The organism is Planococcus sp. ANT_H30, from assembly GCF_008369335.1.
Lineage (GTDB): Bacteria > Bacillota > Bacilli > Bacillales_A > Planococcaceae > Planococcus > Planococcus kocurii.
On record NZ_VOBJ01000010.1, the window covers coordinates 30,949 to 43,991 of the forward strand.

The window sequence follows — 13,043 nt, forward strand, 5'->3', positions numbered from 1 at the left end:
TAGTATCCTACATAAGGATTTACCACATAAAATCAACTACGTCAACAAGAAAAAATGCACAACTTAAAACTAAAACCAATTCATAAAGCTGCGATTTTAAGTAGCAGAGAGCTGCCAAAATAAAAAGTGCAACAGGGTGCTTAGATTTTGCGAGGAGGGAATAGCCGGTGATAAAGATCTACGAAAAAGAACAGGTGCTATGTGTGGAAGGATTTTTAGAAGCAACACGAAGTAAAGTCTTTGTCTATTTGGTTGACGGCATGTTGGTTGACACAGGTGCTGAAAAGCTTCAGCCTGAATTGATTGATTTTTTTACGGATCAGTCATTTGATCAAGTGGTTTTAACGCATCATCACGAAGATCATACAGGAAATGCCGCGTGGCTCCAGCAGCATCAGCATAAACCAATTTTTATTCATCCAATGGGAATCGCGATCACCAAAAAAGATGGGGAATACCCAGATTACCGAAAAATTACTTGGGGAAATCGTTTCGCGTTCGATGCGTTGCCACTGAATGATCAAATCTGTTCGCGATCACTGAGCTGGCAAGTGATCCATACGCCGGGACACGCAGACGATCATGTCTCGTTATTCCATGCACCATCCGGCCGTCTTTTCACTGGAGATTTGTTTATCTCTCCGAAAACTCGTGTCATGATGACAAGTGAATCGCTGCCGCTCATTGCTGCTTCTCTTCGTAAATTACTAACACTGCCATTCCAAACCGTCTTTTGCAGTCATGCAGGAGTTTTAGAAAATGGTCGGTCTTTATTAGAGCAAAAACTGCTGTATTTAGAAACCCTTCAGCAAACAATCATTGAGCTTTATGAAAAAGGACTGCAGTTAAGTGACATCAACGAACAACTTTTTTCAAAATCTTACCCAATTATCCAATTTTCAAGCGGTGAATGGGATACCGTTCACATTGTCACCTCAGTCATAAATGATTGGCATGATAAAAAAAGTCGCCATCTTCGACCTCGAGCAAATACACTGGGAATCCTGAGAAAAGGACAATTGATTTTAGTTGAGCAACAATTTGCGCATCATTCAGCTGGAAATGGTCCGTTTTACCGACCACTGGGTGGAACCATTGAACTTGGCGAGCCCTCTACAATGACCTTACAGAGAGAGTTTAAAGAAGAAATCAATGCCAGTATTGAGATTATACGCTATGTAGATGTACTGGAAAACATCTACACACTGAAAGAACAAGTCTTTCATGAAATTTCACTCATTTATGAAGTGGAATTTACGGACAGCAGTTTTTACAATCAGCGCGAATTTGACGTGGTAGAAGGAAGCAATAAGACCAAAGCGACTTGGATTAGTTTACAAGAGCTGTCGCTTGCTGAGACCATTCTTTATCCAGTTGGATTGCTTGCAATCTTAAAAAAGATGATGGACCCTGTTAACACTAACTAGTAGTTACTTTCTATCGTTTCAAGAACATTAAACGGAGCTTTGGTATACTGAAGAAACCAAGTCCGCAAGTTAAGGATGGATGAGAAAAGGAGAATGTCCTCCATGATTTACGTTATTATGTTACTGGAATTATTGGCAATCGCTTTATTTATTTATTATGTCAGTGGCCGTTTAATGGGTTCTAAGATCAATTTCACGAAAAGAATTCTTTCTGTCTTATTGGGAGTCAGCTTAACAACATTCGTGTATTGGTATTCCTATTTACGTTATATCGATTTTATGAGCGAAGATATTGGTTTTGCGGTTGCAGATGCTAGTGCCATTATTTGGGTCGGCAGTATGTTGCTAATTTCCATGCTCTTTTATCTGTTTTTTGAACTGTTTGATCCAATTGAACTCGGTGAGCGTGGAGAACGGATCACCGGTCAGAAATTTATCTTACAGCGCATCAGACATCGGTGGAGACGTCAAAAACGATTGAGTCAAGTATTGGAAATCGCCGTCAGAAATGGCTTTTCACGCACGATTCGATATGCGCGTCACCGAGAGAATAATCGTGATTTCGCTATTGCTTTTCGAGACACATTAGAACAAAGTGGCGGGATTTTCATCAAATTCGGTCAAGTGTTATCGACGCGCACAGAGTTGTTTTCACCGGTTTTTATCGAAGAACTAGAGACCTTGCAGCAAGATGTTAAACCGTTAACGAGTGAGCAAGTAACAGCGATTTTAAAGAAATCATTAGCTGCTGGAGTGGAAGATGTTTTCTCGGAATTCAACATGGATCCATTAGCTGCAGGTTCAATCGGACAAGTCCATCAGGCTGTGTTGAAATCAACGCAAGAAAAAGTTGTCGTTAAGCTACTACGTCCCGAAGTAAAAGGCGTTATGCGTAACGATTTGGATATTCTTGTTGAGTTTGCAGAATGGGTGACGAGTAAATCTACTTGGGCTGAGAACATCGGTTTTCGTGAGTTAGCGATTGGCTTTGCGAACGGTTTGCGTGAAGAAATCAACTTTGAAATTGAAACACGTAATACCATTCAAGTCGCCAATGCCTTAAGAAAAAGTGATTATCCTGTGAAAATTCCGCATATTTTTCAGGAGTATTGCAATGATAATTTAATCGTCATGCAGTATTTTAAAGGAAAAAGCATTTCGCGCGGACAAGCTGTTTTTGATCATTTTGCTATCGATCCAAAAGAGTTTGGACGTACCGTGTTGTTTTCGTTTTTTGAGCAAATGCTGTTTTCAGGTATTTTTCATGCCGATCCGCATCCTGGCAATATTTTTATTGATGAACAAGATGGAAAACCCATATTACTCGATTTTGGAGCTGTTGGACGTCTTGCAGCGCAACAGCAAGATGGACTAAACCTCTTTATCATCGGTGTGCAACAAAACGATGCAGAAGTCATTTGTGACGCGATTAACGTGCTTGTAGAAGACAATAGTCATATTGATCGTCAAAAACTTGAACAATCAGTTGGTCAATTGTTGTTGAAGATTGCCTATGTCGATAAGATCCAAACTGAGGAACTGATTCATGCGATGTTTGATATTGTCCGTGAATTCGGGTTATCGTTTTATCCATCAGTCGGAATGGCACTTCGGTCATTAATCAGCCTGGACGGCACTTTACACACGATAGATCCGAAATTTGATATGTTCACGGAAGCTAAAGTGTTTGCGAAAAAATACAAAACGGCTGTCTTGAAAAAACCTTTTAAAGAACCGCGTGAAACGAAACAAAGAGTAGAAGAAGAATTAGCGTTATTAATCCCAGAATTGATGAAGTTGCCTAAACGTGCCGATCAGCTGATCCAGCGCATAGAAGGTGGCAAAATGATTCTCCATCATGATGTCTTTTCTGATAAGCATAATGCCAATTTTATCTTGCAGTTGTTCTCGCGGTTTGTGTTATTGTTCTCAGGTATAACATTTGGACTGATTTCAGCCGCATTGCTAGCCATCGCGCAATTTATTAATAATGCTTACGCTGTTTACTTGAATACAGCCGCTTATACAGGACTGTTTCTTTGTGTCATATTGCTAGTTCGGCTATCGATTCAAGCGATACGTGATATGAAACGCAGCAATACGTGAGAAAACCTGCATCCAATCTGGGTGCAGGTTTTTTGTGTTTACCTAATGTGTTTTTGGTAAATCTTAGCTAGATGAAGGGGGAGGTTTCACTTCTATGAAATTAATGGTCTTGTAGTAATTTTTTTGATAAGGAACTACTAACTCAATAGACTTCATAACTGGATAAACTAGGAGTTAATAGAAGGGATTTATTTATTTGTTTGTTTTTTTTATGAAGTGACTGACAGGATGCGTTACTATAGACTACGAATTAGTAGTCTATGAATTTGTCGTTGGGACTAAGAAAAAACATATAGGAAGTTTATAGCTATAGGATGAGATTAAAAAACCCAATAAGTAAACAACAGTGAACTTAATGAAGTCAGAGGGAACAAAATATAAGACAGTGGCTAGATTGCAAAGAAACTAACGTCGAATTAGCTGGATAACAAGGAACAAAGGTGGGAAGGCAGAAACCGTGCCTAATCGTTAAATTCTTTTTAAGTTTACATAATATAAATTATCGGAAGTAGTGTTTCACTAATTAAGTATACTTAAGACAGTGAGACGTAATCGATTTTTTCGTCGTTTTAAGCTAATTTATAGCATAACTATTTTTGTAGCATATTCTGTGTAACGTTATTTATAATTTTACAATTGATCAGCAAATTTAGTAATTGAAGAATTTTAGTTTTAAAAATTCTTCTGTGAAATTTCTTTTTAAAAATTCCTTTCTAAATAAATACGAATCTTCATATTCATATTTTAAGTAGCTTTTAATTTACAAACTTCGCTAAACTGCATCACCAGCAAATTCCACCGATGTCCATCCAAATCTGCAAATCCTGCGCCGTACAATCCATTTCGCTGTGTCGGCTCGCCAAATACAAATCCACCTGCTTGTTTCACTTTTCCAATCGTCTCATCAAGTTCTTCTTTAGTCTCTACTGAGATGGAAAATAATACTTCTGTCGACTCGTTTGTGTCTGTTAACTCATTTTGTGTAAACCCTTTAAATTGCTCGTCTGTAAATAACATAATTTGTACGGGTGGATTGCCGATTAATAAACCTAGCATTTGATCTGACTCACTGCGACTTTCCATGATTGGCACACCAATGTTGCTGAAAAACTCTTTCGATCTTTTTAAATCGCTAACAGGTAAATTAATCCATAATTGCTTCATCATATTCAACCTTCTTTCGTTTTTTTGTTAGATCATCTTACGTTTATTTTAGTTTAATTATCAGAATATTCATATCTAAAATAAGTTTTTATAGCTATTCCACTTGAAAATCTTTATCTTTAATAGATTTCCTATCAATTCTTGTATTTACTATTGAAATTATCTTTAAATTTACCGGTATTATACAGATTTTCTTATCAATTCTTGCTAAAATTAAAGAAAAAGAAATGAGCGATTTAATTGTCTGCAGCCACGGATCCAACCTTATTTCATAGCATTCAATCTTTTTCTATTCCATATGGTACGTCGGAATATCACCCGCTCCACCACCACCCCGCAACAGTGGAATTGCTGTTAGTGGTAGCTGGAACGGTTCACTGCAAAATTGACAGACAAACCTACTTAGCCCCCGCTGGAACGGTTCTTTTCATACAAGCAGGAAAATGGCATGAGCAACTGTATGCTGCTTCTGACATGCAGAGTGGTTATCGACTCACTTTTTGTACCGAAAACGTTAAAAGTTACGCGGAATTGCCTCCTATTATTCCTATTAGTGAGATTGATAGCTTCAATTCACTCTTGATGCAATTGAAGCAAGAAACAGAACATCCACGACCGGACTCTAACCAAATGGCACATCACTTGATAAATTTGATCTTGCTACACGTAATTCGCTCTGCGAATAATCAAGAATCAATCAGTTACTCAAATTTGGATAAAACAATTCAAGAAATCAAGCATTATATGGAGGAAAACTACTCAAAATCGCTGTCATTAGAAGAACTTGCTACGCGATTTGAGTTGAATAAATATCAATTAGCACGTCTTTTTAAGCAAGTTACCGGTGTGAGTCCGCTCCAGTACATCATCTCTTGTCGTATCAATACAGCGAAATACTTACTATCTACGAGTAATAGTTCCGTCTCCAAGATAGCTAGTAAAATTGGATACAAAAGCGATACGCAGTTTCAAGCGGCATTTAAGAAAGTTGTGGGCGTTACACCAAGGCAATATCGGGTAAACAACAAATAACTTAGTTTGTTGTTGATAAAAATTAGTTAATTTAAAATATAAATGGTATTAGTTTGAAAATTCCTTTATTATACTTAACATAAATACATATTGATGTGCGATGCTACGAGAAGATGGTAGAAAATTTCGGATGACAAGGAGGCCAGATTGGTGAAGAATGACAATAACAACGCGGACACCTCCATACACAAAAAAATGCCATTATCAACTGAATGGTTGTACGAGGATTTGTTTGATGACATTGTTCAACAAATTCCCATCAGTCTGTATGTACTGAATGGTTCAACTTACTCCTACGTAAATCCATATTTCTGCAAATTAGTAGGCTATGAGGAAAAGGAAATTTTAAATGGCACAGTTACTTTAGAAAACTTAATTCACCCAGAAGATTTATCAATTATTCAAAAGCGAATATTTACTGAGTATGATAGTAAAGACGCTTTTGCACGTTACCGTGTAAGAATTTACAGAAGTGACGGTCAATTGCTTCATGTTGAAATCCATTCCACTAAAAAGAAATGGCAAGGTAAAAACGTGCTGTTTGGCACGGTGATCGACATTACAGCTGAAGTAACAGCCAATCTAAAATTAAAAGAAAAAGAAGAACGACTTGATTCGCTCTTTACCTATAATCCAGATGCGATATTTACTTTTGATATGGAAGGAAATTTTCAATCAGCCAACCCGGGGTGCGAAATAATTTCGGGTTACACCAAGGAAGAAATATTGCAACTGTCTTTCACTCCCTTTATCGTTTCAGAAGATTTACCAAAAGCCTTTTTTCACTTTCATAACGCGTTAAATGGAAACGCGAGTACTTATGAAATTAGCATGATTCGAAAAGATGGAGAAACTAGAACCCTGCTGGTAACCAATTTTCCCATGAAGTCAGGTGGCCACATTGTAGGTGCTTATGGAATTGCGAAAGACATCACTGTTGAAACAGACTATAAAAAGCTGATGGAAGGAATGGGTTTTTTCGATCCCCTGACGCGTTTACCAAACCGTACTTTGTTTGAAGATCATGTAAAACGGGCGTTAGAAAGCAAAGACTACAACAAAAAGAAACTTGCTGTGTTTTTCATTAACTTAGATCGATTTAAGTTGATCAACGATTCGTTCGGCCATCAGTTCGGCGACGAATTTTTAAAAGATGTTGCGCACCGGTTATCCGAAAGTATTGATCCAAGTTGTACGGTGGGACGATTTGCGGGCGATGAATTTGCAGTTCTGTTAAAAGGATTGGAACAACCTCAAGTTTTCCAACTAGCAGCGCGATTTAATGACGCATTAGCCAAACCTTTTGAAGCCTTTGGACATTCGGTCTCTATTACTGGGAGTATTGGGATAGCCTTTAGCAGCGGTCCCGATGAAAGTGTAGATGAGCTAATCAAGAAAGCGGACTCCGCGATGAACTACACGAAAAAACATAAAATCGCACAGTATACGGTTTATTCTGAAGAACTGGACCAACAGTCAGTTTATCGACTAACCATTGAAAGAGAGTTGAAATCAGCTCTCACCAAACAAGAAATGTCACTTCATTATCAGCCCATCATCGATTTGAAAAATAATCGATTAAGTGCCATGGAAGCATTAATCCGCTGGAACCACCCAGAACTTGGCTTTATCCCACCGGATTTCTTTATTCCGATTTCTGAAGAAACTGGCCAAATCGTATCACTGGGCAGATGGGTTCTCTATACAGCATGCGCACAAAATAAAGCATGGCAAGATCAAGGTCACCCGCCGATTAAAATCTGTGTCAACATCTCGACGATCCAATTGCAACAACTCGATTTTGTGCAGACCGTTATTGAGATTCTGGAAGAAACCGGACTAAACGCCAAATGGCTGGAACTTGAAGTAACGGAAAGCATTTTGTTGGTTGATACAGAACTGCTGAAAAGCAGTTTACACCAGTTAAAAGAACTGGGTGTATCGATGTCGATTGATGATTTTGGTACAGGCTTTACGTCCCTTAGTTATTTGAGGCAATTTTCATTTGACCGCATCAAAATTGATCGCAGTTTTGTTGGGGACATTAGCAAAGACCTTAATGGTAAAGCCATTACAGCCACCATCATTTCGTTAGCACATACTTTAAATATGACGGTCGTTGCAGAAGGCATTGAAGACGATACGCAATTAGCCTTTTTACAAGGCAAAAAATGCGATGAAGGCCAAGGATATTATTTTGGACGTCCCTTGCCTGCAGCGTTGCACGATTTGACCACGGTATATAAAAAATAACAAAAATAAAAAAGCGAACGATTATCTTCGTTCTGCTTTTTTATTTTGAATTTAAGAAGGTGGTGTGCTGTCTTCTACAAACACGTCGATGATCACCGGTTTCCGACTAACTTTCGCTTTTGTCAGTGCTTGTCTCAGCTCATCCCGGTTTTTAGCGGCATACCCTTCTCCGCCGCATGCATGAGCAAAGACGGCAAAGTCGATATTTGCTAAATCTACTTGGGTTGATTTGTTGCCCATTTCTTGTTGTTCATGTTCAATCAATTGGAGTTTTTGGTTATTAAAAACGACGAGAATCATCGGTAAGTCGTATTTAACTGCCGTGACGAAGTCTTGCATGCCCATTGAAAAGCCGCCATCCCCGAGTAAAGCCACAACTTGCTTGTCGGGATACGCCAGCTTCCCTGCAATGGCACCTGGAAGGCCGCACCCCATCGTCCCGAGCCACGCCGACACCACGAGTTGTTGATTGTTTAGTTGCAAATAGCGTGCTGCCCACAACGTAATACTGCCAACATCGAGTGAGACGATGGCGTCCTCTTGTAAAATGCGTTGCACCTCCGCTATGACTTGCTGCGGCTGCAATTGGTGAGTTTCTGTATTCATGTCTTGTTGCAACGTGTCATGCCACCGTTCACGCTTTTGCTGGTACGCTAAAAGAAAGGCATCTTCTTTTTCCATTAGTCTGGCAGTCAACCAAGTAGCAGTTGGTGCCAGTTCGCCCACTAGTCCAAGCAACACCGGATAATACTTGCCGATTACTTTCGGATCTGTATCAATTTGAATAGCAGCTACATCTGCAGGCAAATAATCTCGGTATGGAAAAGCAGTACCTGCTAGGATCAGTAAGTCTGTTTCTTGCATAGCCTGTTCAGCCGGATCAGTCCCCAACTTCCCCAATTGACCGAGATTATGTGGGTGGTTGTCCGGTATGATGCCTTTCGCTGGAAAAGAAGCTATCAATGGCGCTTTCAGCTTTTCTGCCAATGCCAATACTTCCGCTGTTCCCCCTTTTGCCCCTTTACCAGCCAATATCACGGGTTTTTTCGCAGCATTTAGCAATTTTAATGCGTCTTGTAAGTCTTCTTCAGAAGCTCGTATATTCGGTTTAGAAAAAATAGCAGACGTAAGTGGTTTTTCATGTTTGATTTTTGTGCTAAACAAATCACTTGAAACAATCAATACTGCAGGTCCTTTTTCAGCGTAGGCAGTACGAATCGCTTGATTCAGCATATCCGGTAGTTGTTCTGCGCGCTGAACGTGCCGATTATAAACAGCAACTTCCTCAAACAGAGAATCCATTTTAAGCTCTTGAAACGTATCTGTTCCGACCAACTGACTATCGACCTGTCCAACGATGGCTAGCATGGGTGTTTTGTCTTTTTGCGCATCGTATAGCCCGTTTAACAGATGAACCGCTCCGGGACCTGCAATAGACAAGCAAACGCCGATGTTTCCCGTCAATTTGGAAAGAGAGGCTGCTGCTAATGCACCGGTTTCTTCGTGCCGAACTTGGATAAAACGAATGCTTTCTTCTTTTCGCAATTCTTCCATCAATTCATTGATCGAGTCTCCGGGCATCCCGTAAATGTGATTTACTTTCCACTCTTTCAGCAACTCGGTGACGTAACTCCCAGCTGTTTTGTCGAACATGAATATCCCTCGCTCTCTACTGTTGACACAAGCTTTTTTGTTCCTTATACCTCGCGTTAGGAAACGGTAAACAAAAAAGACGCTTTAAATTGCGAGTAGCAACAAAAGAGTCTTCCAATTAACACCCAAGATATTTGAATACTCATTTTATTTATGAAAATAAAAAACAAGAGCGAGATTAACTTTCCTCTGCTCTTGTTTCTCATTATTGTTTGACTTGCTGTCGATGCCCAGTTAAAAAGAAAAAGGCAATCGTTCCGAGTACAGACGTTCCAAATAAAATAGCGCCCATTGGAACCGCAGAGGTTTCATTGATTCCGACGAGCGGTGACACAAGCGACCCAATAACTAAAGGCAACATGCCCACAACGGCACTTGCACTCCCTGCTCGGTGTCCTTGTCCTTTCATCGCCAGCGTAAACGAACTCGTAAAGATCATGCCAATCGCAATCATGTAAATAAAAATGGAAATCACAAGTGTTGCGAGTGGCCCTTGGATGAGTGTCATCATCAGCAGCACAAACGTAGCACTCACGGCGACCACGACAGCTCCTTGCAACAAACGGTGCTCAGAAACACTGCCACCAAACTTTCCGATAATGAAACTGCCCAGAATCATAGCAATGCCGTTAATGCCAAACAACACACTAAACGTTTGAGGCGACACACCGTAAATTTCTTGGTAGACAAAAGGCGTCCCGGCAACATAGGCAAAGCTTCCCCCGTGAATTAGTCCGACCACAAGCGCGTAGCCAATAAAGGGACGTTCCTTAAACAAACTGGCCATTGTCCGAACCGAATGACCGATGGAACTTGGCACGCGTTGTTCAGGCGGCAAAGTTTCCGGTAAGCGCAAAATCACCACAATCACCATGATTACACCTAGTAAACCAAGGAAATAAAATATTGTTTCCCAGCCAGCAAACGGCAACGCCAAAATGGCACCTCCTGCAATAGGAGCAGCCATAGGAGCAACTGCATTAATCACCATCAATAACGCAAAAAACTTGGTCATTTCTCGTCCTGTGAACACATCGCTAACGACCGCTCTCGACAACACAACACCACCCGATGCAGTAAATCCTTGAACAAAACGAGCCGCAACCAATGTTTCAATGTTCGGAGCAAGGGCACAGAGCACGGAGGCGAGTGCAAACAAAATGACGGAAACAATGAGTGGCTTTCGTCTCCCTACCGCGTCACTAAAAGGCCCAACGACGATTTGCCCAACCGCGAGTCCAATTAAACACGCAGTCAAACTAAGTTGAACTAACGACACGTGCGCGTCTAGTTCATCTGCAATCGCTGGAAACGCCGGTAAGTACATATCAATGTTCAATGGCGCTAATATGCCGAGCATGCTTAAAATCAATGCCAGCCCGAGCCGTTTTCTTCCTGTTGGGTTTTGCATCATCTTTTGAAAACCCCTTTCACTTCTCTCTATATCCTTCATTACTATACAGCATTTTTTCACAAGATGGCAGTAGCTACGTAGAAGATATTTGCTGTTTCCATCTATTTTTTTCTAAAATTCAAAGACCGCAGTTCAACTGGAACTGCGGTCTTTGTGTATTGATTGCACTTTTGTTCAGCCACTTGAGTAGTTCTTTAGATGCTATGTTGTGAATTTAATAGTATATCCTTAAGTAGATAACTACATTTATAATAAAAACCCATACTTTCTTTTTCGTTTAGTTTATATCTCCTAAATACACAACATTTTTCTGATTCTCTGCAAACTGCTGGATCGGTAACCGAATCCCTTTCGGATATATACGGTACTCCTGTAATTTAGCAATTGCTATCCACTCACTACCGATTTGATGAGAATCAGGATTAGACGGCACAATCATTTCTACCGGTTGAGCATCGATTGTACAAACAAAATAAAATTCAATTTGGTGAACGTCTCGATCATGCGCATGTTCATGGTTTTTTCCTACGTATTCGCGTATATGTAACAGTTCTCCCACTGTAACTTGGTACCCTATTTCTTCTAAGCATTCTCGTTTAATGGTTTGGACTAGTACTTCTCCGTGCTCTTGTCCCCCACCAGGAAACAAATAAAAGATGCCTTCTGCGTCTTTATTTTTCGTCAGTAGCACGTGACCTTCTTTTTGTATCACGGCTTTGGCTGAATTTCGTATATGCATGTTACAAGCTCCTCCGTTTTGAAATACTTATTATCAAAATTCATTTTCTGCTTTAAACTAAATTTGAAGATTTCTTGACGAAACAGGGTCGAAAGCCGCCACGTTTCATCACCAAACTCAAATAAAGGAGGCAACAGTTCAATGGTCATATGATTGTGAAACAGTTTTAACAAAGTGTTTTTTTCAAGTTCATGTCCGATCGTCATCATGCCGACAGCTTGTGGACCAAATAGCATGATAAACTTCATCATATCCTCCTATCGAGTAGTAAAGAGGTTGTTTAACTAAATCACGCGCCAGCTTGGTCAAATTGCTGGGAGCGATTGGCTTTTTGTTTCTTGGATTCCTGCACAATGATGACCGAGCTGATCACCATAATCATACCTACGTATTGCCACGTTGATAACGTTTCATTAAAGATAAAGAACCCTACGACTGAAGCGACGACTGGTTCAATCGTTGCGATAATGGAGGCGCGGCTTGACTCGACATATTGAAGACCTTTTGTGTAGAAAATAAATGGCAACATGGTCGAAAGAAAGCCAAGTCCAATTACCAGTCCAAGTACTTTTAAATCCGTCAAAGTAGAAAGTTTCGAACCCAATCCACTAAAAGGAACGATAGCCACGGTCGCGAAAAGAAACGTGTATACCGTAACGGTTAACGAGTCATATTTTGATAAGGCTGCTTTTCCAAATATGCTGTAGAGGGCATAGAAAAATCCTGATCCTAGTCCAAGAATTAATCCATAAAGTGAAATGGATGTGGTAGAACTAGAAAAGATTCCAATAACAAGCGAGCACCCTATTAACGTAACGAGGAGGGCCGTAAGTTTGCGAGCGGTTAATGCTTCTTTAAAGAAGATTCGCGATAAAATCGTCACGAACGCCGGGGCTGTATACAGCAAAATAAAGGCAGCCGAAATGGAAGACTCTTTCATTGAACTAAACAAACACCAATTAAAGAGAACAATACTAATAATACCGGTACCTATGAAATACCTAGAATCCTTCACCTTTATTTTGAACAACTTCCGATTTTTCATCAAAACATAAGGAACCATAAAGATGGATGCCGTTAACACACGCACAGCGACAACTTCTAGTGGCGTAAACCCTACTTCATAAAGGTAAGTGACAAAAACCCCGATAACGCCCCATAGTGAAGCACCGATTGCAATAAGTAGCCACGCTGATTTATTTTCCACCCTATCCCTCCTAACTATAATCCATTTATCCTACCACAGGACTTGTTA

At 40.1% G+C, this 13,043-nt stretch carries 9 protein-coding genes and 1 pseudogene; 4 read left to right on the forward strand and 6 right to left on the reverse strand.

The window, feature by feature from the left end; genetic code table 11:
• Nucleotides 1-167: 167 nt before the first annotated feature.
• Together FQ085_RS18165 and FQ085_RS15855 are read left to right on the forward strand one after the other, a co-directional pair.
• A complete protein-coding gene (locus FQ085_RS18165) occupies nucleotides 168-1,427 on the forward strand; it encodes an MBL fold metallo-hydrolase (protein WP_188074768.1) in 1,260 nt (419 codons plus the stop codon).
• A gap of 102 nt (nucleotides 1,428-1,529) precedes the next feature.
• A complete protein-coding gene (locus tag FQ085_RS15855) occupies nucleotides 1,530-3,533 on the forward strand; it encodes an ABC1 kinase family protein (protein WP_149457117.1) in 2,004 nt (667 codons plus the stop codon).
• Nucleotides 3,534-4,277: 744 nt separating this feature from the next.
• Here the strand turns inward: FQ085_RS15855 and FQ085_RS15860 are convergent.
• Entirely contained in the window at nucleotides 4,278-4,700 is a 423-nt protein-coding gene (locus FQ085_RS15860) for a VOC family protein (RefSeq protein WP_316834777.1), read from the reverse strand.
• Between the two features lie 237 nt (nucleotides 4,701-4,937).
• On the opposite strand from FQ085_RS15860, the gene FQ085_RS15865 reads away from it, so the two are divergent.
• Together FQ085_RS15865 and FQ085_RS15870 are read left to right on the forward strand one after the other, a co-directional pair.
• Nucleotides 4,938-5,729 carry a helix-turn-helix domain-containing protein gene (locus FQ085_RS15865; RefSeq protein WP_149457118.1) on the forward strand — a complete coding sequence of 264 codons (792 nt, stop codon included), beginning with the start codon at nucleotides 4,938-4,940 and terminating at the stop codon, nucleotides 5,727-5,729.
• Between the two features lie 150 nt (nucleotides 5,730-5,879).
• Nucleotides 5,880-7,982 (forward strand): sensor domain-containing protein, encoded by a 2,103-nt coding sequence (locus FQ085_RS15870; RefSeq protein WP_149457119.1) that lies wholly within the window; start codon nucleotides 5,880-5,882, stop codon nucleotides 7,980-7,982.
• Between the two features lie 51 nt (nucleotides 7,983-8,033).
• Here the strand turns inward: FQ085_RS15870 and FQ085_RS15875 are convergent, their stop codons facing one another.
• The 5 genes and pseudogenes from FQ085_RS15875 to FQ085_RS15895 form a co-directional block, all read right to left on the reverse strand.
• Entirely contained in the window at nucleotides 8,034-9,635 is a 1,602-nt protein-coding gene (locus tag FQ085_RS15875) for a pyruvate oxidase (RefSeq protein ID WP_149457120.1), read from the reverse strand.
• A gap of 205 nt (nucleotides 9,636-9,840) precedes the next feature.
• Nucleotides 9,841-11,049 (reverse strand): Bcr/CflA family efflux MFS transporter, encoded by a 1,209-nt coding sequence (locus tag FQ085_RS15880; RefSeq protein ID WP_149457121.1) that lies wholly within the window; start codon nucleotides 11,047-11,049, stop codon nucleotides 9,841-9,843.
• 277 nt (nucleotides 11,050-11,326) lie between these two features.
• Complete coding sequence (locus FQ085_RS15885; protein WP_149457122.1) at nucleotides 11,327-11,788, reverse strand: NUDIX domain-containing protein; 462 nt, start codon at nucleotides 11,786-11,788, stop codon at nucleotides 11,327-11,329.
• A gap of 62 nt (nucleotides 11,789-11,850) precedes the next feature.
• Nucleotides 11,851-12,036, reverse strand: a pseudogene (locus FQ085_RS15890) (shikimate kinase); the annotation flags it as partial.
• Nucleotides 12,037-12,077: 41 nt separating this feature from the next.
• A complete protein-coding gene (locus FQ085_RS15895) occupies nucleotides 12,078-12,995 on the reverse strand; it encodes a DMT family transporter (protein ID WP_149457123.1) in 918 nt (305 codons plus the stop codon).
• Nucleotides 12,996-13,043: the final 48 nt, after the last annotated feature.